Raw genomic sequence first — 22030 nt, 5'->3', positions numbered from 1 at the left:
ATCAATTCGCAATGTAGCAGGTGATGCTGTCGGCATTTTTCTCTGTCCGATCGGAGTTCATTTTGGCCCATATCGCAAGGCCGTCTCCCGATCCATAGACTGTATCCAATGAGTCGAACGTGTCCACAAAATGCGTACATTCATGAATCAACGTTTTCAACTGAGAGTTTTTTTGCCTGTGTGTTTCCGGCAGCCCGCAAAACTCAGGATAGATAGCAATAATGCGCTTCGATGAATCCGGCTTGCAAACCGCGGCGGTGACGCCGGGACCCGATACAGCCGGGACACAAGTTAGATACGTACTGAGTTCATCGTCGTATCTCACGATCTTTTCGGCCTTCAGTTCCAGCATTGCGGCCTTGAGCTTGGGTAATCCTGTCAGAAGCATCTGTTTGAGGCTCTCATCGGACTTGCCAAACCACATTTCGACGGGCGCTCGTTCTTTGTCCCAGTAGCGCGCAAGAGCCAGATAGCGGGTATCGATCATCGTGATCGCGGTATCGCGCAATCGCATGACAAGCTCACGGAACGCCGCATTGCTCATGTTCGGGCATATGCGTTGCGTGTTCACATCGATGATTACCGACGAACCCTCCTCGGTGTTAGTCATAGACGTGCGAACAAGGAAAAGTTCTTTGGTCATTCTTCGGCGTCCTCCTTTTAACCACGAGAACGGTGAACCTAACGCAACTGGGCGCCAGATGGAATCGGTCGACGTCATTTTGTGTCGATGAGACTTGGCAGAGTCGATGCTTCGTAGAGTCAAGGAATGATAACTTCGGAAACCTGAGCGAACGGGGGTGTTGATCCTATCTGCCATCGAAGCACGCAATGACCGCCGTGATGTTGTCCTTGCCGCCCGCATCGAGCGCGAGCGCAACAAGGCTTCGGCATGCCTCATCGATACCATGCGGCGTCATATGTCCGAGCGCCGCTTCCATCTCCCGATGCGCAACCTCGCCGTGCAGCCCGTCGCTGCACAACAGATACCGGTCGCCGGGCAGGCACGCATGCGCGTGCACGACGGGCGCGATCGACGGCAGCGGGCCCAGCGCCTGCAACAGCACGTTGCGCGGCGGCAGATGCTCGATGTCCCCGCGCTCCAGCGCCTGCTGATAAAGCGTCTGGTCGCGCGACAACTGTGTCAGCGCGCCGTCGCGATAGCGGTAGAGCCGGCTGTCGCCGACATGAAACGAAATGAGCTGCGCGGAGCCGGAGGGCTGCCAGATGCCCGTCAACGTCGTGCCCATCGATCGATGCGCGAGACGCTCATGCAGGTTCATCGCGTGGAGGACCGCGTTGGCGTGGCCGAGCGCGTCGGCGGCGGCGCGCATCGCGCACGCCGACGCATCGTGGACGGTCGCGTCGGGGTCATCGGCGAACGTGACGCCCGCGTGACCGCGCGGCATGGCGTCGGCGGCGAGCCGCGCGGCGATGCACTCGAGCGCGGTCGCGCTGGCGCGTGCGCCGAATGCGTGACCGCCCATGCCGTCGGCGACCGCGACGAGGTTCGATGTCGAATCGATCAGAAAGCGGTCCTGATTTTCGCGGCGCACGCGCCCCGCGTCGGTGAGGCCGAACGCCGAGCAAGTCGCCAGGCGGATGGGTGCGCAATGATCCATCGGTCGTGCTCCTTCTGATGCGTGTCGTTACAGTCCGACATCGCGCTCGAAACGCGCGCGGTCGGCTTCGTTGGAGATCGCCGCCGCGAGCCGCTCGTGCAGCGCGCGCAGGCTGGCCGCGCGCGACGCCTCGCGTTTCGCGATGATCTGCGCGATCGGACCGAGATAGACGGCGAGCCTGAGCGCGGCGGCCCGCACCTCTTCCGCGTCGAGCGATGAAGAAGGCGACGGTCCTTGCGACGTGCCCGCTTTCGATCCATCCGCGAAGGCGGCGATGAACTGCGCACGGCCCTTGTCGGAGGGAACATGCGGCGCGAGCAGCGCGACGAGCGCGGGCAGGTCCGGCGCATCGCCGATGCGCGCCGCCGCGCGCCGCACGAGCAGACGCGCCACCGGCCCGATCTGCGCGGCAAGCCGCGTCTCGACGGACGCAAGCATGGCGCTGGGCCACATCGTCGGCGAGGGCAGGGAGTCGCCGCGCCACGAGCCCGTTCCCGAGGCAAGCGTTACCGGCGGCGCTTCGAGAATCGTGCGGTCGTCTTCCGCTGCCGTCGACGTGCCGTTCGTTGCATCATCGAGTGCCCGCCGCAGCGCGTTCGCCGTCTGAAAGCGTGCATCGCGACGCCGGGACAATGCGCGCATCAGCACGTCGTCGAGTGCGGCCGGCAGCGCGGGATTGCATGCGGAAGGCGCGCGCGGTGTCTCGTGCATGATCTGCCGCATGACCTCGGTTTGCGACGCGCCCGCGAACGGTCGGCATCCGGTGAGCATCTGATACAGCACGATCGCGGCGGAAAAGAGGTCGGAGCGCCCGTCGACGGATTCGCCCGTGAACTGTTCCGGCGACATGTAGCTCGGCGTGCCGATCATCGCGCCCGCCAGCGTCAGCGTGGACGATTCGACATGCGCGACGCCGAAGTCCGCGACCTTCAGCCGCCCTTGCGCGCTCACGAGGAGGTTCGCAGGCTTGATGTCGCGATGCACGACGCCGTGCTCATGCGCGAAGCCGAGCGCGGCGAGCAGTTGCCCGAACCAGTCGAGCGCGGTGGCGAGTTCGAGCGGGCCGCCTGCGTCGAGCCGTTGCTTCAGTCCCTGTCCGCTTACGAGCTCCATCGCGATATAGGCGGTGTCCGCCGTCTCGCCGTAGTCATACACGCCGACGATATTCGGATGCACGAGCCGGCCGGCCGCCTGCGCTTCGTTGCGCAAACGCGCCTTCAGGCTCTCGCGCTCGCCGCTTTCGAACAACTCGTGGCGAACCGTCTTCAGCGCGACATGGCGCTCGATGTGCGGATCGAACGCGCGATAGACGATGCCCATCGCGCCCGCGCCCAGCATCGACTCGATGCGGTACTTGCCGAGTTGCGTGACGGCGGGCGTCGCCACCTCATGCCTCGATCATCTTGAATGCTTCGACGAGGCTCGTCTTCATGCGCGCGAACGACGCGGCGAGCGAAGCAATTTCGTCGCGGCCGCGCTCCGTGAAATTGGCGCCGTCGAGCTCGCCGAGACTCGCCTGATCGGCGGCGCGAGAGAGCGCACGGATGCGCCGCGTGACGAGCAGATGCACCGTCACGTTCAGCGCGATCAGCAGCAGCACGAACACCGCCAGCAGCGACGCGAGGAAGGTGCGCAAGACCGCGTCGCCGCGCGCGACCGGCAGCGCCATCGGCACCGAGACGAAATCCGCGCCGATGACCTCGTGCATCGCCCAGTTGAAGCCGTTGTCGGGACCGTACTTGTCGATGAGCGTCTTCGGCGCGCGCGACGGCACGCTGTGACACTCCATGCAGGCCGCGTCGTTGATGCGGTTCGGGCGCGCGATATAGAGGTTCTGCCCCGAGGGCGTATCGCGCAGGCCGACGATTTCCTTGAGTTCCGGCTTGTCGTGCAGATGCCGGATCACGTCCGCTTCCCAGTCCGAAGGCCGGTCGCGCGGATTGGTCGGGTTCAGCATCGTCGAGCGATAGGAGTATCCGGCGAGACGCTTTTCCAGCGTCATCAGCGTTTCGACCGCCGAAAACGCCGGCACCGACTGCGGCACGAAACTGTATTTGAGCTGCGTCTGAAGGAGCGGCGTGACTTGTGTCGCGGTGTAGTTCTGCGCCGCGCTCGCGGCTTCCATCAGGACGCGCGCATTCTGCACGGTCTCTTCGATGGCCGCGCGGCGCAGCAGTTCGCGCGCGGCGAATCCGGCCGAGACGAAGCCGACGACGAAGACCGCGAAAAACACCAGGTTGAATTTGACGGCGAGCGACAGTCTCATGACTCCACCTCGGTCGATTGGGCCTGCACGGGCACGACTGCGCGCCTGCGCGGCATGGCGGGAGGCGGGCACAGCACGCGCCGCCATTCGGGAAGCGTGCGCAGGTTCTGGCGCACTTGCGAGCGGAACGGCTCGCCGTGCGCCAGCGGCCGGAATCGCGCGACGAAGCTGCGGCGAACGGCGAGCGGCGCGGTGAGCCAGTCGGCGAGATCGGCAAAGGTCGCCGGGCGGCCCTGAGACGGCACGATGAGCTTCGCCTTCGCGGGCGCGGAGACCGACGCCACCGACGCCACCGACGCGAGCGGATCGCGGAACGGACGCGGCATCCCGGCGATGAACGCGGACGCCGGGCGTGTGCTCACATCGAGCGGTTTGCCTGCTTCACGCGCGGCGTAGTGCTCGCCGTCGAGCTGTCGATGGGCGTCGGCATGTTCGGGCAGAGTGAGCGTCATGCCGCCCGTTTCGAGGAAAAGCGAGGTCGCGTCGCGGTTCGCGTGCAGCACGGCCACGCCGTCGCGCAAGGCGAACTGAAGCGTCGGCGTGTCGATCGAAAAAGGCGCGTTCGCCTTCGTGCGCGCGATCTTGATCCAGCCCGAAAGCAGCGCGAGCGAATCGCCGCCCGGCGCGGCGTCGATGGCGATGCGCGTGTCCGCGCCGAGCGCGACGATCGTGCCGTCTGCTTCGAGTTGTGCGCCGCCCTGCGCAGCGGTGGCGAGCAGATCGCCTTGTTCCAGCGCGATCGGCGCATCGACGTTGAAGACGGTCGTCGCGCGGATCAGCGTGACGGTTCCTTCCGGCAGCAGAATGAACTGGCTCGCGCGCACGCTGTGAAGCGCGCACAGACACGCAATGGCGAAGCCGATGCGCAGAGCGTGGAATCTGGTTCTGGCGTTCATCGGGATCTATGCCTCGGAACGTGAAGGGATTGCGACGAAAACAGCCCGGCGCCGGCTTCTATTCCAGCGATATTTTTTGCGTGGCGATGGAAGAAATCGCGGGGATGAGTGTTGCCGGCGTCATGAAGCGCGGGCCGAAAACGAAAGCGCCTTCGCAAATGCGAAGGCGCCGGATGGGTCGCGCGTGAAGCCGCTATCCGTTCAGGAAACCCAGAACGGCCTTGCGCAGCTTCAGGTCCCAGGTCTGCACTTCCGTGTGGCTTGCGGCGAGCGTGAGCAGACCTTTGATCGTCGCATCGTCCGATTTGAACGCGAAGCCCGCATCGCCCAGATAGTTCGATCCCCAGACTTTGAGGTCATCGACGTACTTGCAGCCGGCCGTGAACTCCGTTTGCGTGACGATGGTCTCGTTGTCCTTGAACATCGCGAGGAAATGCATCTTGTCGCCGCAGATGCCGGAATTCAGCGCGAGCACCGAGAGCGCCGGTATCGGCACGGCGTAACGCTTGAACCAGCTATTGAAGGCGATCGGCCGTGTATGCAGCGCGTCGCGTTGCATGCGCGCGTCCCAGTACGCCTTCGCCTGCTCGCAAAAGCGCTTGATGCGCTTGATCTCGACGATCTTCCAGATGACCTTAGCGAGCGTTTCCATGATGGAGACGACGGCATCCACGATGGTCGATGCGCCCTGGCTCGCGATCTGCAAGCCGAGACTCGCGCCGCCCTTGACCATGTCGTAGACGCCCGCGCCGATGGAGAGCTTCATCGCGCGCCGGATCGCCTCCACGATGGTGCCGGGGTGTCCGGCGATCAGTTGCACGTCCCGCCCCTGCACCCACTCGCGATATTTGGTGATGCTGCTGTCGACGGTATTGGCGATGCCCTTGGCGATATCGAGGCCCGCGCCGATGAGCGGCGCGACGGTCGCGAGCAGCTTGCCGCACAGGAAATCGACGAGCTTGCGCAGGAGGCCGGGCATGGTGTCGAGCGCGAAGCCCGCCGGATCGTTGCGAATATCCGCGACCTTCTCGCGGATCATGTCCCAGAGCTTTCTTGCGCCTTCCTCGACCTTGGCGCGAATCGTTTCATAGAGACGCCGCGCCGCGCTGCTCAATGCAGGCAGCGTGATGCCGGACGTCATGAGCTGGCCGGAACTCATGAGCGTGGGTTTCTTGCGCCTGCTGATCTTTTGCTGCACTTGCTCCAGCGCGACCGAGGCCGACTTCTGCACGAGACTGTTGTCGAGCACGTCGCCGGCGATCGACGCGGCGTCGTTGCCGTCCGGCGCGAAGCCGAGGCCGGCGTTGGTGATTTCGAAAGCGCCTTCGAGCAGCACCTGGAACGTATCGTCCTCGATTTCCATGTTGCCGAAGAGATACAGCACGCCCAGACGCGAGTTGATGAGCGCAGGCGTCATGAAGTCTTGCGCGCCGGCAGCGGCGTCGGTGTCGCCCTTGCCGCGCAACTGCTGATCGAGCAGCGTGAAGTAGTTCAGGCCGTTGCGCGAGACTTTCTTCCAGTCATCGCCGGTGCCGGCCGACTCTTGCCAGTACTCGAACGCGCGCACCAGAAGATGGAACTGGTGGACGGTGCGATCGCGGTGATAGAGCTGTATCTGGGCGTCCAGATTCTTCAGCGCCGAACTGCGTACCTGAAGCAGCGCGGATGTGCCTCTCAGCCATTCATCGTAGGGGACGATATCCGGCAAGCGGGCGTAGGCGTAGTTCATGGAATGGGTCTCCTCGAGCCTGATGTGATCGATGGCTGCGCCGCATGCGTCCTAGCACCACGCGATTTCGCTGAATTTCACGTAGTGCGTTTCGATGAGGCGGCCGCTGCGGCTGCGCAGGTCCACGCGATAGAAGCAGCCGAAGCTGAAGTAGCTCTGGTCGACGACATAGATTGCGCGGTGCATGATTCCTCCTGCGTGGCCGGTTCGCTGGACGAATCGCGCCGTTCGGGGCCGCTGCGGTGTGCCGCGACCGTCGAAAGCAAAACAGCGGGGAGTGGGAGTTTGTTCCGCGCGAAAGCGGCGATTTATTTGCGCGGGATGGGGGAATAAAAGCGTGGCTGGAGTGTCCCGATGGTCGGGGGCGACGCGGCGATCACCGCTCAGAGCGCGGCATCCTCGATCAGATGCAGACGCAGCGCGCGAATCCTGCGATCGACGAAATAGCCTCCGCCTTCGGTATAGCGCAGATAGAGACGCCCGCACGACGAACATTCCCACACGCCGCACCGGTTGTACGGAAAGTAGCGCGGCGCGATCGGCGCATCCGCCGACCAATAGCCGATCTTGCCGGGCAGATACTCGGCGAAGGTCGGCTCGGGATCGTGTTCGGGCATCAACGTGCCGATCTCGCGCAACTGCGTTTCGTCGAGGGACAGCGGCTGGGATTGCCAGCCGTCCAGCGGCGTTTTCGTGCACGCGCATGGCCCGGGCGTTCGGGCTTGCGCGCGTCGCGCGAGATCGACCAGTGTGGCTATGTCGAGATAGTCGGGCACGACGGGCGTCAGCCGTTCATCATGCGGTCGCGCTGCGGGGCGACCCATGAACGGTCGAAGCGTCCCTCCGCGATCGACTGCAACGCCGCTGCTTCCTTCGCCGCCTGTTTGCGCGCGCCCTCGATCACCGCTTCGACATCCGTGGGCGCGATGGCGAGCACGCCATCCTCATCGCCGACGACGATGTCGCCCGGATGCACCACCATCCCGCCGACGGTCACGGGCACATTGATCTCGCCCGGACCGTTCTTGTACGGTCCGCGATGCGTCACGCCGCGCGCATAGACCGGAAACGCACGCTGGCTCAGCGCGCCGACATCGCGGATGGCGCCGTCGATGACGAGGCCTTGCACGCCGATGCTTTCCGCGAAGCTCGCCATGATGTCGCCCATCAGCGCCTGCGTGAGCTCTCCGGCGCCGTCGATCACGAGCACGTCGCCCGGACGGCAGTAGTCGAACGCGCGATGGATCGCGAGATTGTCGCCGCCGCGCGTGCGTATCGTGACCGCGGTGCCGGCCATCGGCTTCGGCCGGTGAAACGCACGCAAGCCGGTCGTGCCGCTCACGCGGGCCATGTTGTCGCTCAGAAGCGAGACCGCGAGTTCGCGCAAGGCGTCGAGGATCGCGGGGCTCGCCTGAGCCGCCGATTCGTATTCGCGCCATCCGGCCGGATTCATGTCGTCGCTCCTTCGGTCGATCCTTGTCGTTCGAGCTGCGCGGACAGGCGTGCGTACACGTCGCGCGCGTTGCCCTCGTAGATGCGCTGTCGATCCGCATCGCTGAGCCATTCGATCGCATCGATATAGCGGCGCGTGTCGTCGAAGTAATGGCCGGTTTCGGGATCGATGCCCTGCACCGCGCCGATCGTCTCCGATGCGAACAGGATGTTCTTCGCCGGAATCACCTTCGCGAGCAATTCGGCGCCCGGCTGGTGATAGACGCAGGTATCGAAGAAGACGTTCTTCAGCAGATACTCGGTGAGCAGCGGCCGCTTCATGTCCTGCGCGAGCCCGCGATAACGTCCCCAGTGATACGGCACCGCGCCGCCGCCATGCGGAATGATGAACTTCAGCGACGGGAAATCGGCGAACAGGTCGGCTTGCAGCAACTGCATGAAGGCCGAGGTGTCGCCATTGATGTAATGCGCGCCGGTCGCATGGAAGTTCGCATTGCACGACGACGAAACGTGGATCATCGCGGGCACGTCGAGCTCGACCATTGCTTCGTAGAGCGGATACCACGAGCGGTCGGTCAGCGGCAGCCCGGTCCAGTGACCGCCCGAAGGATCGGGATTCAGATTGCAGCCGATGAAACCGAGTTCCTCCACGCAGCGCCGCAATTCGGCGATGCAGTTCGCAGGCGCGACGCCCGGCGCCTGCGGCAACTGGCACACACCGACGAAGTTACGCGGAAAGAGCGCGCACACGCGATGCACGAGGTCGTTGCATTCGCGCGACCAGACCGCGTTGGCCTCGGCCGGGGCCAGATGATGGCCCATGCCGGCGGCGCGCGGCGAGAAGATCGTGAGGTCGGTGCCGCGCTCGCGCTGGATGCGCAACTGACCGCCTTCGATGCTCTCGCGGATTTCATCGTCGGAAATGGCGGGGCGCGGCGGCGGCGATGCGCCGTCCTTCAGCGCGGCGATCTGCTGCGCGCGCCACGCTTCGTGCTGTGGCGGCGAGGTCGTGTAGTGACCGTGACAATCAATGATCATGCGGGGTTTTCCTGTCGTCGTGATCGGGATTCAGGTGCGCGCGGCCGGATCGGCGGCGGGCAGCGAAGCGTCTTCGTCGTCGGCGGGCCGGACGCGCATCACAAGCGCGATGACCGTCGCGACGACCAGGAACGCGGCGATGGTCAGCAAGGCGAGCTTGAAGTTGCCCGTTGCGTTGCGCACGAGGCCGATGCTCCACGGCCCGACGAGCCCGCCGAACTGCGCGATCGTATTGATGAGCGCGATGGTCGCCGCGCCCGCCGCGCCGGTCCTGAACGACGACGCGAGGCTCCAGAACAGCGGGTTGCCGGCGTAGATGAAGAGGCCCGTCACGCAAAGCAGCGCATAAGCGATGACGGGATTCGGCGCATACGCGCTTCCCGCGATCGCGATGGCGCTCATGCCGTAGACGAAGGCGAGATGCTTCTTGCGATCGCCGGTGCGGTCGGAACTGCGGCTGATGATGAAGGTGCCCAGCACGCCCAGCAGCGGCGGCGCCGCCGACAGAAAGCCGACTTCGATATTGCTCAGATGACCGAGACTCTTGACGATCTGCGGCAGCCACAGAAAGAGCCCGTAGATGCCCACCAGCGCGCAGCCGAACAGACACGCGAGGCTCCATACGCGGATGTCGCCCGCCACGCGCAGCAGCGGAAAATGCGTGTTGCCGCCAACGGCTTCACGCTCGGCCGCGAGCGTCGTTTCGAGCCATTGCTTTTCGTTGTCGGCGAGCCAGTCGGCGTCGGCGGGGCGCTCCGTCATGATGCGCAGCGTGAGCAGGCCGAGCAGCATCGCCGGAATGCCTTCGAGGATGAACATCCATTGCCATCCCTGCAGGCCGAGGATGCCATTGGCGTAGGTCATCAGAACGGTCGAGATCGGGCCGCCGAGCACCGCGGAAAACGATCCCGCGATGATGTAGCCGCCCACCGCGCGCGCCCGGTAACGCTCCGGGAACCACTTCGTCAGATACACCGCGACGCCCGGCAGAAAGCCCGCTTCCATCACGCCGAGCAAAAAGCGCAGCACGTAGAAGCTCTTGTCGTCGAAGACGAAGGCAGTGACGGCGGCCACCGCGCCCCACGTCAGCAGAATCCGCGCGATCCAGCGGCGCGCGCCCACGCGATGCAGCAGCAGGTTGCTCGGCACTTCGAGCACCATATAGCCGACGAAGAAGATGCTGCCCGCGAAGCCGAACACGGCGGGCGAAAAGCCGAGCGCCTTGTTCATGTCGAGCGCCGCGAAGCCGATGTTGATGCGGTCGAGATAGTTGAAGAACATCATCGCGAAAAGCAGGGGCATGAGCCGCCCGTACACCTTTCGCATGGTCGCCGCTTCACTGAATGGGGTCATGCCGTCTCCACGTTCTTTTCATCGGATCATGAGGGCTCTGCGGCCCTGCCTGACGAACGGCTTTCGCCGTGCGCCGCTCGGGAACGGCCGCGCGCAGGGCGAGCCGGTCGAGCACGAAAACCGATGATAAGAAGCGCGGCAGCCCGCGTCCAAGACGCGTTCCTTATTCTTCTATAAGGCTTCGCTTATAGTGCGACGTCGGCAAGCGGCGGTGGCAGGCAGTCGAGAAAGGCCCGCAGATGAGCCGAGTCATCGTCCGTGCGGAAGGTCGCGGCGAGCGTGGACCATTGCGACGCGCCCGGACCCGCGAGATGACGGAACACGACGTCGGTGCGTCCGTGCCGCGCCACCGATTCGCCGACGAAGGTCACGCCGAGCCCCGCTGCGACGAGCGCGATCGCGGTCTGGATTTCGTAGGCCTGATGCGCGACGAAGGGTGTCACGCCGGCATCGCGATACAGCGACTGCACGGTGCGCTTGAACTGCGCGTTCTGATGCTTCGGATAGAGGATGAGCGGTGTATCGGCCAGATCGACGATACGCACCTTCTTCTTGGCCGCGAGCGGATGATCCGGCGAGAGTACGGCCACGACATGCTCGCGCAGCAGGGGATAAGACGAGCAGCCGGGAATCGCGAGCGGCTGCCGCCCGATGCCGACGTGGATGCGCATGTCCCGCAGCGCGTCGGTCTGCTCTTCGGTCAGCATCTCGAACAGCTTGAGCTCGACTTCCGGGCGCGATTGATGGAACGCCTTCAGCGCGGGCGGCAGAATGCTGTACATCGCGGATCGCGTGAAGCCGATCGACAGCCAGCCGCGCCGCCCAATGCCGATTTCCTGCGCGCCGACGCTGGCCTGTTCCCAGGAGCCGAGAATCTGGCGCGCTTCCGTGCAGAGATAGTGGCCCGCTTCGGTGAGGCGCAGCGGCCGCCGCGCGCGATCGACGAGCTGGGTGCCGAGCCGGTCTTCCAGCAACTTGATCTGCTGGCTCAGCGCGGGTTGCGCGATATGCAGACGCTCGGCCGCACGGCTGAAGTTCAGTTCCTCGGCAAGAATGACGAAGCACTGCAAGGACCTGAAGTTCATCGACGTTGTGGAATCCGGTGAGCGAGCGCTTCTGCGTTGGGAACGTCATGATGTCATAAGTCGAATGAGGCGGCCGCGCCTTCGCTGTCAGCAACGAATGACGCGATTGGTGCGATTTGCGAATGCGATCCGAAGAACCGGTTTTCCTGACTGACTTAATATCAGTTCGCCACTTCGTCGAATCTTTGCCTAATGTGCATTTGGAAATTAATCTGAAGGTGCGTCGGCCCGAGTTTGCTATTGAGACAGGAGATGAACGTGAGAGCTTCCGACATCATGACGACTTCGATCATCACCGCCAGCCCCGACATGTCCGTGCGGCACGCGGCAGGCACGATGGTGTTTGCGGGTATCAGCGGAATGCCTGTCGTCGACGAGGCTGGCAGGCTGCTCGGCATGATCACGGAAGGTGATCTGATGCATCGGGCGGAAATTGGAACGGGCGTCAAACAGCGTGCCTGGTGGCTCGAAATGGTGGCGTCGACGACCGAGCTGGCGAGCCAGTACGTGAAGGAGCACGCGAGGAAGGTCAGGGATGTGATGACCACCGACGTCACGACGATCACCGAATCCTGTCCGGTGGGCGACATCGCGGAGCTGCTCGAACGTCGACGCATCAAGCGCGTGCCGGTCATGCGCGACGGCAAGGTGGTCGGCGTCGTGAGCCGCTCCAACCTGATTCGCGCGCTCGTGACGATGGCGCCCGAAGTGCCCACGGCGGCAGAGAACGGCGATCACGCGATTCGCGAAGACGTGCTCGCTGCGATGGAAGGCCAGCCCTGGGCCATCGCGCGGGAGAACGTCATCGTCGAGAACGGGGTCGTGCACCTCTGGGGACCGGTCGTCGGGGCGGAAGAAGGCAACGCCATTCGCGTCGCCGCGGAGAACGCGCCGGGCGTCAAGGACGTCATCGCGCACTTCGGGCGTCCGCCGGCTGCCTAGTCGCGTGGGAAAGGGTTGAGCCAGCAAGTGCATCGGCTGCCTGCCGGGAGGCAAGTCGTTGCACTGCAGCGCATCCTGTTCGCGATCGATGGCAGTCCGACGTCGTTTGCGGCGCTCGCCACGGGCACCATGCTCGCGACCCCCGACACACACATACGCGTTGTTTATGTCGTGGACCGCGCGCTCCGCGGCGGTGGCGCACCGGCGGCAATTCTCGAAGACACGATGCGAGGCCGAGCACCAGCACGCGATCCGGGGCCCGGATGGGAGAAGGTTTCCCCTTGAGTTCGTCCGAACGTTCCGGTGACCAGCCACGCATCGGCGCTTTCGTCGCACAGGTGATTTGACACACATCAATTGCATGGCGAGGTGCAGGCGTAGCTTGATAGTACGGCGCCAGTCGTTGGGGTGCCGCGCGCATGGCGGTCCGCGCCCGCAGGCGCCGCCCACAGCGGCGAGGCAAATTCCATGGCAATACTATTGTCAGCCGTTATTTTCCTGACATCGGCTGGATTCCTTCTCAGCGGCTCAACGCCGGCACCGACGCCGACGGCGGCGATTGCACCAGCCGCTGCTTCGGCCTCCGGGGAAAGCGGGACCAACATCGCCCCGTCGCGACTCTAGTCGTCGCGTAAGTCTGCTTCCTTGCCAGTCCGCGTTCCTGACGAAGAACGCGTCGCCAAGACTTGCATCTTCGGAACAAAGGTATTCACACGCGGAGAAGACAGGTAGCGAAACCACGACCTATGTACGCAATATTTTCAAATACTATGCCTCCTATGGGCTGATCACGGAGGCGCGGGCGCAACGGACGCGGGCGGTCGACAAGGCAAGCGGCGGTTGATCATGAAAGCGCCTGACGAAACGCGAACCGATGTCGTGAGGTCCGGACGATGCCGCGGCACAAAAAAGCATTTCATCGCAGGTACAGGCTGCCGCTTACATCTCGGCGACGGCTGCTGGCGATCACCGGTGCGGTGATCCTGCTGACCATGCTCGGCTGGACGCTGTTCGGTATCGTCGAACCGGCGTTTCAGACAAGAATCATCATGACGACCGGCGCCGACAATGGCATCTATCAAGGCTTTGCGCACAAATATGCGCCTATCCTGAAACGTGACAGCGTAACGCTCGACATAAGACCTTCTTCGGGATCCGTAGAGAATTACGAGCGGCTCAAAGACAGCAATAGCGAATATGAGGTCGGCTTCATTCAGTCCGGCACGGTCGAAGCGCGGGAAAGCGATGGATTGCAGACGATCGCAGCAGTCTCGTATGAACCCATATGGGTGTTTTATCGCGGGGACGTGATCGTCAACCGGCTCGCACAGTTGCGTGGCAAGCGGATCGGTATCGGAATTCGTGGCAGTGGCCTGTTGCGCGTGTCGCTGGCCTTGCTCGCGTTCAGCGGCGTGACCCGAGACAATTCGCAACTGACGGAGGTCGATGCACAGGCGGCCTACCGGCGCCTCGAAGACGGCAGTCTCGACGCCGCTTTCTTCATAGGCAGACCTGACGCGCCCATGCAGGAGACGCTGCTCAACAGCGACCTGAAGCTCGTGAGCTTCGCGCAGGCCGACGCGATCGTGCAGAAGTTTCCGTCTCTTTCGAAGGTCACGTTTCCACGGGCGTCCACGAGTATCGTCGACGACAATCCGACGTCCGATGTCACCTTGCTCGCTTCGACGGCTCTGCTGGTGGCAAAGGACGCATTGCATCCTGCACTCGTTTATCTCTTGCTGGATGCGGCCAGGACGGTGCACGCCGGCGAGGACTATTTCACACCACTGGGCGCATTCCCGAATCTGAATACCGCCGAGTTCCCCGTGTCGAAGGAAAGCGAGCGGTATTTCGAGTCGGGCCGGCCTTTCTTGCAGCGCTATCTGCCATTCTGGTTGGCCAGCTTCATAGAAAGACGTCTGCTCATTCTGCTGCCGTTCATGGCGGTGCTCATCGGCATAATGCAGGCACTGCCGCGCATGCTCGAGTCGCGCGTCAATAATCGCTTTGTGGTCTGGTATCGCGCGTTGAAATCGCTGGAAGACGAAATCTGGAAGACAGCGCATCCGTCAGCCGACGAGATCGCGCGATGGTGGAACGAACTGGAATACATCGACGTCAACGCAAGCCGGATACGCGTGCCTTCGCGGCATCTTCACGATGTGTACGCGCTCAAGCAGGCGATCAGTGTCGTGAGAGACCGTATATCAATGGCAGCAATGAAAGAACGCGAATAGATGTGCATATGACAAGATCGGCCTCTCGTCCCGGCGCCGTGCGATCACGCCCGGATGCGTTTTCCACGACCGTTCCCATTTCGGTCGTCAACGGTTTTCTTTCCGGCGCCGACCGGGCCGCGGTCGCGCGGCTCGCCGGGTATTCCGGCATTCCGCACGACCTGCTGAGCATGCCGGCGGCACGCGTCACGCAGGAGCAGTTTTCGACGCTCTACCGGCTGCTCGCAATGGAACTCGACGACGAGATGCCCGGCATCTTCGCGCGTCCGCTGCGCAACGGCACGCTCAAGTTCCTCTGTCTGAGTCTTCTCGATGCGCCGCGGCTCGAAGTGGCGCTTCATCGCTTCGGACAATTCTTCCATCTGATCCTCGATGAATTTCAACTCGCCTCACGCAGGGAAGGGCCTGACGCGATCGTCGAATTCGTCGTCAATCCGCAAGGGCCGAAGGCAAGCGCGCTTGCGCGGGAACTCATGTTGAAGCTCGTGCATGGCGTCGCATCGTGGCTCATACGGCAGAGGATTCCGCTCGTCGAAGCGTCATTCGAATTCCTGCGGCCCGCGCAGTCAGGCGATCTGCTGTATCTGTTTCCCGGACCGGTACGTTTCGGCCGCGATCGCACACGCCTCGTGTTCGATGCCGTCTACCTCGACCGCCCCATCCGCCAGCGAAAGTCAGACCTCGACGCCTTCCTCCAGCGCGCGCCGGAAGACTGGATTTTCGTTTCGTTCACGGAGGAGATGGTGTGTCATCAGGTGCGGCAGTGCATCGCCGCGAGCCTGCCGAAAACGCCGAGCGTCGACGCCGTCGCGCAACAGTTGCACTACTCGATGCGGACGCTGTGCCGCCGTCTCGAAGCGGAAGGAACGAGCTTCCAGGCAATCAAGGACGAAGTGCGCCGGGACATCGCGATTCAGCGTCTCACCCGTTCGGGCGATTCGATTTCCGAGATCGCCTATGACGTCGGGTTCGACAATCCGACCGCATTTCATCGTGCGTTTCGTCACTGGACCGGCAGCACACCGGCGGCATACAGGCTGCAAAAGGAAGGCTGAGCCTGGACGACAGGTCATTCCGGTTGGCAGATTTTGTCAGTGAAAGGGCAGATTTCGGTAGCGAGGGAACCAGGCGGCGTTGATACCATGCATCGCAACATATCAACATTCGCCGCCGCAGCGCGTATTTCATCGGAACGCGGCGTGTCAGGAGTCATCGATGAGTTACTCGCCGCCCGTCAAGGAAATGCTGTTCGTCATGGAAGAACTGGCAGGTATTGCAAGCCTGTGTCAGCTTCCCGGCCTTGCCGATTCAAACGCGGACACCGCCCGCGCCATTCTCGATGAAGGCGCAAAGCTGGCCGCCGAAGTCATCGCGCCGTTGAACGCGGCGGGCGATCAGCACCCGAGCGAGTGGCATGACGGCGAGGTGACGGCATCGCCTGGCTTCGCCGATGCCTACCGCCAGTACGCGGAGGGCGGCTGGCAGGGCGTCAGCCATCCGGCCGGATTCGGCGGACAGGAGTTGGCGAAGCTGATCGCGTCGCCGTGCATCGAGATGCTGAACGCGGCGAATCTCTCGTTCGCGTTGTGCCCGCTGCTGACCGACGGCGCCATCGAGGCCTTGCTGACCGCCGGCTCGGATGAACTGAAGGCGCGCTATCTGCCGAAGCTGATCGAAGGCGCCTGGACCGGCACCATGAATCTGACCGAGCCGCAAGCCGGCTCCGATCTGGCGCTCGTGCGTTCGCGCGCCGAACGGCAGGACGACGGTTCCTACAAGGTGTCCGGCACCAAGATTTTCATCACCTGGGGCGAGCACGACATGGCCGAGAACATCGTCCACCTCGTGCTGGCTCGCACGCCGGATGCGCCGGAAGGCGTGAAAGGCATTTCGCTGTTCCTCGTGCCCAAGTTTCTGGTGAACGAGGACGGCAGCCTCGGTGCGCGCAACGACGTGCAGTGCGTTTCGATCGAACACAAGCTCGGCATCAAGGCGAGCCCGACCGCCGTGCTCCAGTACGGCGACAAGGGCGGCGCGACCGGCTACCTCGTGGGCGAGGAGAATCGCGGCCTCGAATACATGTTCATCATGATGAACGCGGCGCGCTTCGGCGTGGGTCTCCAGGGCATCGCGCAGTCCGATGCGGCCTATCAGAAGGCCGTCGCCTACGCGCAGGAACGCATTCAGAGCCGTCCCGTCGACGGCTCGGGCACGGAAGCTGTCGCGATCATCCGGCATCCGGACGTGCGGCGCATGCTCGGCACGATGCGCGCCATGACCGAAGGCGCGCGTGCGCTCGCCTATGTCGCGGCCGCTCATGCCGATATCGCCCATCATCACGACGACGCCGACACCCGCGCGCGGCATCGCGCGATCAATGAATTCCTCGTGCCGGTCGTGAAAGGCTGGAGCACCGAAATGGCCGTCGACGTCACGAGTCTCGGCGTGCAGGTGCACGGCGGGATGGGCTTCATCGAAGAAACGGGGGCGGCGCAGTTTTATCGCGATGCGCGCATCCTGTCGATCTACGAAGGCACGACGGCGATTCAGGCCAACGATCTCGTCGGCCGCAAGACGATGCGCGACGGCGGCGCGGCAGCCCGCGCGCTGCTGAAGGAGATCGACGACACGCTCGCCGCATTGCAGTCCGCCGATGCAGGCGACGCCGCGCGCGTATTCGACGCGATGCACCGCCGTCTCGCCGACGGACGCGACGCGCTCGCGAACGTCATCGCCTATGTGCTCGAGTCGGGCAAGCGCGATCCGCGCGCGGTGTTCGGCGGCGGCGTGCTGTACCTGAAGCTCGCGGGCATCGTGCTGTCCGGCTGGCAGATGGCGCGCGCGCTGCTCGTGGCGCAGCGCAAGCGCGCCGAAGATCCGCAGTTTTTCGGGGCCAAGATCGCGACCGCGCACTGCTTCTCCGAATATGTTCTGACGCAAGCCCGCGGGCTCGAGACGGCCATCGTTTCCGCGCGCGGCGACGATCCGCTGTTCGCGTTGAGCGAAGCGCAATTCTGACGCGACCGCGTAATCGTGAACGATGGAGGGCGGCATGACGTCGGAAACGGCACGCGCATTTGCGTCTGGAAGCTGGATCGAGCAATACGGTCCGCGTGAATCGATGGACTACGACGTGGTGATCGTCGGCGGCGGACCCGCCGGACTATCCGCCGCGATCCGCCTGAAACAGCGCGCGGCGGAGCAGGGCGTCGAGCCGGGCGTCTGCGGGACCCGACGCAGAACATCGTATGGGTGACGCCCGAGGGAGGCGGCGGGCCCAACTATCCGAACATGTAATCGCCGAATGCGCGCAAGCGCCAACGAACCGGAGGGAATCAATGAGCGAAGCAAGACGTGAAGTCGTGGTGGTGAGTGGAGTCCGAACGGCAATCGGTGAATTCGGCGGCAGCCTGAAGGATTTTTCGCCTGCGGAACTGGGCGCGATGACCGTGCGCGAAGTTCTTCAGCGCGGAAACGTCGCAGGCGATGAAGTCGGTCACGTGGTCTTCGGCAATGTGGTTCATACGGAACCGAAGGACATGTATCTCGCCCGCGTCGCGGCGATCGACGGCGGCGTGGCGCAGCATGTGCCGGCGCTGACCGTGAACCGCCTGTGCGGTTCGGGTTTGCAGGCCGTCGTCTCGGCTGCGCAGACGATTTTGCTGGGCGATGCGGACGTCGCGATCGGCGGCGGCGCGGAAAACATGAGCCGCGCGCCGTACACCATGCCGAGCGCGCGTTTCGGGCAGCGCATGGGCGACGGAAAGCTCGTCGACATGATGCTCGGTGCGCTGCACGACCCGTTCCAGACGATCCATATGGGCGTGACGGCGGAGAACGTCGCGCGCAAGTACGGGATTTCGCGTGATGAGCAGGACGCGCTCGCGCTCGAATCGCATCGGCGGGCGGCGCGCGCTATCGCCGAAGGGCGATTCCGCGAGCAGATCCTGCCGGTCAAGTTGCGCACGAAGAAGGGCGAGACCGTTTTCGATACCGACGAGCACGTGCGCCACGATGCCAGCGCCGGCGATTTTTCGAAGCTGAAGCCGGTGTTCGTCAAGGAGAACGGCACGGTGACGGCCGGCAACGCATCGGGCATCAACGACGCGGCGGCGGCCGTGCTGCTGATGGAGCGCAGCGTCGCCGAGCGGCGCGGCGCTAAACCGCTCGCGCGGCTCGTGTCGTATGCGCATGCGGGCGTCGATCCCGCCTACATGGGCATCGGTCCCGTGCCGGCGACGCGCAAGGCGCTCGAACGCGCGGGCCTCGACATCGCTCAACTCGATGTGATCGAAGCCAACGAAGCCTTCGCCGCACAAGCATGCGCGGTCACGAACGAGCTGGGACTGGACCCGGCCAAAGTGAATCCGAACGGTTCGGGCATTTCGCTCGGCCATCCGATCGGCGCGACCGGCGCACTGATTACCGTCAAGGCGCTTTACGAGTTGAAGCGCATCGGCGGCCGGTACGCGCTCGTCACGATGTGCATCGGCGGTGGTCAGGGGATCGCGGCGATCTTCGAAAACCTTCAGTGATCCGACGGAGGCCGACGCATGGATGGACGCCCCGGCCGCAAGACGGGACGCGGCGTGTACGACTACGCCGCGTAAGCTCGCGGCCTATGCTCGCGGCTGGCCTCAGTCGCGAGCCGCCAGCATCATCGCTTCGATGATCGCGCCGGGAGAATGGGCTCCGGAAAGCGCGCAGGACGCGTCGAACACGAAGTGCGGAACGCCGCCGGAATGATGGTCGGCAGGCGGCACGAGGCGAGCGGTCGGATTGGCCATGCGCCTCGATTCCGCGAGATGATTCACGACGCCCTGTTGCTCGAGACCGCACTCGACGCCGAGACGCTCCAGAACGCGCCAGTCGCCGATATCCTTTCCCTCCATGAAGTACGCGCTGAACAGGCGCTCGATCAGCAGGGCATGTCGCGCTTCATTGCCACGGCTGGCCGCGTAGGCCACGAGGTCGTGCGCGGCAGCCGTGTTGGGCATCACTTCGATCTGCTCGAACGAGAACTCGACGCCGGCCTCGATGCCCGCGCGTCGGACCTGCGAACGCCTTGCCGCCACGGCTTCATGACTTCCAAGACGGTCGAGATAGAACGCCTGATAAGGCATGCCTGCGAGCGGCATCGAGGGAAGAAGCTGATGGGAGCGCCATAGCACTTTCAGGCGCACGTCGGGGCGCAAGGCAGCGAAGCGGCTGATGGCCGCCTCCAGGTTGCGTTTGCCGATCAGACACCAGGGGCAGATGAAATCGAAGAAGACCTCGACCGTCATCGTGCGGCCGTAGCCGATCTCACGGCCCGCCGTGGCGACGTGCGGGCGTTCAGACGAGATCATGAATCAGCGCCTCCGCCATCGGCCATTCGCCATAGCCCGCGGCGGGGTTGAGATGACCCACCTCGCCCAGGTCGACGAGGCGGCTGCCCCAGTCTTGCGCCATCTGCCGCACGCGCTCGAAGCTCGCCAGCGGATCGTTGCGGCTCGCGCCGACGATGCTCGGAAACGGCAGCGGCTTGCGCGCAATGGGGTGCCAGCCGTTGTCGGCGAGTGCATCGAAGGCCGGATAGCCTTCCGGCAACGGGGTCTCGAGATCGGCGGGCGCGGCCAGAAGTGCCCCGTGGATCTTGCGGTCATGCTGCCGGGCCCAGTGAACGGTGATCATGACGCCCGCGCTGTGCGCGACCAGAATCACCGGGCCGTCGATTTTCGCGAGGGCCGCATCGAGCGCTGCGACGCGCGCGGCGCAACTGAGCTTGTCGTGTTCCAGCGGGGGCACGGAGGCCGCCTTGGACAGTTTGTGCTGCAACAGGGTTTGCCAATGTTCGGCGACATGGTCGCGCAAACCCGGCACGATGAGAATGGTGGGTGTCGTATCGAGAGTCATGGGAATCGTTCTTTGCGTGATGAGTGGTGGCTTCACGGGCAGCGCGAGGCCGCTTCGCGCAGCGTCGCCACCCGGTCCAGGTCGCGTGCGTAGTGCCGCTTGCCGATGGCGAACACGATCGCCGCAAGCAGGGGAGCAAAGGGCACCAGTTGTAGCGCGCCCAGGAGCCCGATCCTGTCGGCGACGATCCCCGTGAGGATCGCGGCAGGCGCCAGGCCCAGCAGGTTGTTGACGAGCGTCAGGGTAGCGAACGCGGACGCGTGGATCGAGGGCGGCGTGAGGTTCGCGACCATCGCACCGGACGGCCCGGTTGCGCCAGCGCTGAAGAACATGCCAGCCCCGATCAGCACGAGTTGTAGCGGTCCCGCCGGCATCCGGAAGGCGAGCACGAGAAACGCGAAGCAGGCGAGGCAGAACGCGGTGGCGGTGAGCCACTTCTTTTCACGCGCGTTCCTGCTGATCCGGTCGGTCAGGCTGCCGCACACGACCATGCCAAGGCCGGTCACCATTACGAACACGGCCGCGCCGACCGCAGCCTTGCCCGGCGCCATGCCGTAGTAGCGGTTCAGAAAACTCGGCAGCCACGCCCACAGCGCGGCGGGCACCAGCAGATGGAAGCCGCTGCCCACGTAGGCGCATACGATCGATCTCGTCGAAAAAAGCCCCTTCATCAGGGCCCGCAAGCTCATGCGCATGCCGGGGCTTTCCGCCTTCACGCCATCGGCAACGGGTTGGAACGACGCGAGCCGCGCCTCGGTGACGACGATCCGGTACACGGCGACCAGCACGATTCCGAGCGCCGCCATCGCGCCGAACGCCGAGCGCCAGCCGAGATGCGCCGCGACCGCGCCGCCGATCGCCATGCCCATGACCGAGCCGAACGCGCCGCCCGCCATGAAGGCGGCCGTGAGCGTCGCGCGCAGCCGCGCCGGGAAGATGCTGAGCACTACCGCGATGCCGACGCTGCCGTAAGCCGCCTCGCCGATACCGACGAAAGCCCGCGCAAGCAGCATCTCGCCGTAGTTGGTCGAAATCGCGCAGCCGAGCGTTGCGAGACTCCACATCGCTGCCATGAGGAGGATGCTCTTCACGCGGCCCCAGCGGTCGGCGAGCACCGAAAGCGGGAACGTGAGCACGCCGACCATGAGCGCGACCACGCTGCTGAGCGATCCCAGTTGCGTGTCGGAGAGGCTCCATGTCGACTTGAGCATCGGAAATACGGCATTCAATACCTGCCGCGACATGTAGTCGGAAAGCAGCAGCCCGACCGTCAGTGCGAATACGACCCAGGCATAGGCGCGCACGTCGCCCTTTGTTTTCGAAACTTCACCCGCAGTCGGTGCGGCCTGTTGCATGTGCATGAACTGTCTCCTTCATGAATCTTGTCGACGGCTTTCCTTGTTCGCGTGAGCGAAGGGCCGCTTTTCGATACGATTACGCCGCGCGCAGCGGCAGGTTGATCTGGCCGGCCTTGCGGTTCGGCGCCATGCCGTTCGCGGCGAGGGTTTCGTCGAC

General features: G+C 64.1%; 22 protein-coding genes and 1 pseudogene. 8 read left to right on the top strand and 15 right to left on the bottom strand.

Annotated elements, in window-relative coordinates:
- Nucleotide 1: 1 nt before the first annotated feature.
- The 12 genes from AWB75_RS27850 to AWB75_RS27800 form a co-directional block, all read right to left on the bottom strand.
- Entirely contained in the window at nt 2-643 is a 642-nt protein-coding gene (locus AWB75_RS27850; RefSeq protein ID WP_061127243.1) for a M35 family metallo-endopeptidase, read from the bottom strand.
- 166 nt (nt 644-809) lie between these two features.
- Nucleotides 810-1622, bottom strand: coding sequence for a PP2C family protein-serine/threonine phosphatase (locus AWB75_RS27845; protein ID WP_061127242.1), 813 nt, complete (start codon nt 1620-1622; stop codon nt 810-812).
- 27 nt (nt 1623-1649) lie between these two features.
- Nucleotides 1650-3008 carry a serine/threonine-protein kinase gene (locus tag AWB75_RS27840; RefSeq protein ID WP_235012272.1) on the bottom strand — a complete coding sequence of 453 codons (1359 nt, stop codon included), beginning with the start codon at nt 3006-3008 and terminating at the stop codon, nt 1650-1652.
- A 1-nt stretch (nt 3009) separates the two neighbouring features.
- Nucleotides 3010-3888: a Tll0287-like domain-containing protein gene (locus tag AWB75_RS27835; protein ID WP_061127241.1), complete on the bottom strand. Its 879-nt coding sequence runs from the start codon at nt 3886-3888 to the stop codon at nt 3010-3012.
- Complete coding sequence (locus AWB75_RS27830; RefSeq protein ID WP_061127240.1) at nt 3885-4784, bottom strand: FecR domain-containing protein; 900 nt, start codon at nt 4782-4784, stop codon at nt 3885-3887. The genes AWB75_RS27835 and AWB75_RS27830 overlap by 4 nt, the downstream gene beginning before the upstream one ends.
- A gap of 193 nt (nt 4785-4977) precedes the next feature.
- The gene (locus AWB75_RS27825; protein WP_061127239.1) at nt 4978-6513 is read right to left on the bottom strand and encodes a hypothetical protein; all 1536 of its coding nucleotides are present in this window, start codon (nt 6511-6513) and stop codon (nt 4978-4980) included.
- Nucleotides 6514-6564: 51 nt separating this feature from the next.
- Nucleotides 6565-6699: a hypothetical protein gene (locus AWB75_RS39210; RefSeq protein ID WP_268807874.1), complete on the bottom strand. Its 135-nt coding sequence runs from the start codon at nt 6697-6699 to the stop codon at nt 6565-6567.
- Nucleotides 6700-6896: 197 nt separating this feature from the next.
- The gene (locus AWB75_RS27820) at nt 6897-7337 is read right to left on the bottom strand and encodes a hypothetical protein (RefSeq protein WP_407642172.1); all 441 of its coding nucleotides are present in this window, start codon (nt 7335-7337) and stop codon (nt 6897-6899) included.
- A complete protein-coding gene (locus AWB75_RS27815) occupies nt 7298-7966 on the bottom strand; it encodes an RraA family protein (protein WP_061127238.1) in 669 nt (222 codons plus the stop codon). Before AWB75_RS27815 ends, AWB75_RS27820 begins: the two co-directional genes overlap by 40 nt.
- Nucleotides 7963-9003 carry an amidohydrolase family protein gene (locus AWB75_RS27810; RefSeq protein ID WP_061127237.1) on the bottom strand — a complete coding sequence of 347 codons (1041 nt, stop codon included), beginning with the start codon at nt 9001-9003 and terminating at the stop codon, nt 7963-7965. Before AWB75_RS27810 ends, AWB75_RS27815 begins: the two co-directional genes overlap by 4 nt.
- 30 nt (nt 9004-9033) lie before the next feature.
- Nucleotides 9034-10356, bottom strand: coding sequence for an MFS transporter (locus tag AWB75_RS27805; RefSeq protein WP_061127236.1), 1323 nt, complete (start codon nt 10354-10356; stop codon nt 9034-9036).
- A gap of 185 nt (nt 10357-10541) precedes the next feature.
- Nucleotides 10542-11441, bottom strand: a complete 900-nt coding sequence (locus AWB75_RS27800) for a LysR family transcriptional regulator (protein ID WP_061127235.1) — start codon at nt 11439-11441, stop codon at nt 10542-10544.
- A gap of 258 nt (nt 11442-11699) precedes the next feature.
- Between AWB75_RS27800 and AWB75_RS27795 the strand changes: the two genes are divergently transcribed.
- From AWB75_RS27795 to bktB, 8 genes and pseudogenes are all read left to right on the top strand, one after another.
- Nucleotides 11700-12383 (top strand): CBS domain-containing protein, encoded by a 684-nt coding sequence (locus AWB75_RS27795; protein ID WP_061127272.1) that lies wholly within the window; start codon nt 11700-11702, stop codon nt 12381-12383.
- A gap of 27 nt (nt 12384-12410) precedes the next feature.
- A complete protein-coding gene (locus AWB75_RS39360) occupies nt 12411-12668 on the top strand; it encodes a universal stress protein (RefSeq protein ID WP_327219971.1) in 258 nt (85 codons plus the stop codon).
- A 608-nt stretch (nt 12669-13276) separates the two neighbouring features.
- On the top strand, nt 13277-14620 hold the full coding sequence (locus AWB75_RS27785) for a TAXI family TRAP transporter solute-binding subunit (RefSeq protein WP_061127234.1): 1344 nt from the start codon (nt 13277-13279) through the stop codon (nt 14618-14620).
- An 8-nt stretch (nt 14621-14628) separates the two neighbouring features.
- Nucleotides 14629-15675 (top strand): AraC family transcriptional regulator, encoded by a 1047-nt coding sequence (locus AWB75_RS27780; RefSeq protein WP_235012271.1) that lies wholly within the window; start codon nt 14629-14631, stop codon nt 15673-15675.
- A gap of 160 nt (nt 15676-15835) precedes the next feature.
- A complete protein-coding gene (locus AWB75_RS27775) occupies nt 15836-17638 on the top strand; it encodes an acyl-CoA dehydrogenase (protein ID WP_061127233.1) in 1803 nt (600 codons plus the stop codon).
- Nucleotides 17639-17672: 34 nt separating this feature from the next.
- Nucleotides 17673-17873 (top strand): annotated as a pseudogene (locus tag AWB75_RS38230) (FAD-dependent oxidoreductase); the annotation flags it as partial.
- Nucleotides 17873-17917, top strand: coding sequence for a hypothetical protein (locus AWB75_RS39530; RefSeq protein ID WP_407642174.1), 45 nt, complete (start codon nt 17873-17875; stop codon nt 17915-17917). The pseudogene AWB75_RS38230 and the gene AWB75_RS39530, both read left to right, overlap by 1 nt.
- A 41-nt stretch (nt 17918-17958) precedes the next feature.
- Entirely contained in the window at nt 17959-19155 is a 1197-nt protein-coding gene (bktB, locus tag AWB75_RS27760) for a beta-ketothiolase BktB (protein WP_061127231.1), read from the top strand.
- Between the two features lie 102 nt (nt 19156-19257).
- Here the strand turns inward: bktB and AWB75_RS27755 are convergent, their stop codons facing one another.
- Genes AWB75_RS27755 through AWB75_RS27745 form a run of 3 tightly spaced genes read right to left on the bottom strand, consistent with a single transcriptional unit; the run spans nt 19258 to nt 21876 of the window.
- On the bottom strand, nt 19258-19968 hold the full coding sequence (locus AWB75_RS27755) for a DsbA family oxidoreductase (protein ID WP_061127230.1): 711 nt from the start codon (nt 19966-19968) through the stop codon (nt 19258-19260).
- Nucleotides 19955-20515: an RBBP9/YdeN family alpha/beta hydrolase gene (locus tag AWB75_RS27750; protein WP_061127229.1), complete on the bottom strand. Its 561-nt coding sequence runs from the start codon at nt 20513-20515 to the stop codon at nt 19955-19957. Before AWB75_RS27750 ends, AWB75_RS27755 begins: the two co-directional genes overlap by 14 nt.
- A gap of 32 nt (nt 20516-20547) precedes the next feature.
- A complete protein-coding gene (locus AWB75_RS27745) occupies nt 20548-21876 on the bottom strand; it encodes an MFS transporter (protein ID WP_061127228.1) in 1329 nt (442 codons plus the stop codon).
- Nucleotides 21877-22030: the final 154 nt, after the last annotated feature.

This window comes from Caballeronia catudaia (assembly GCF_001544755.2).
Classification (GTDB): Bacteria; Pseudomonadota; Gammaproteobacteria; order Burkholderiales; family Burkholderiaceae; genus Caballeronia; species Caballeronia catudaia.
This window is presented reverse-complemented; position numbering and strand designations above follow the sequence as displayed.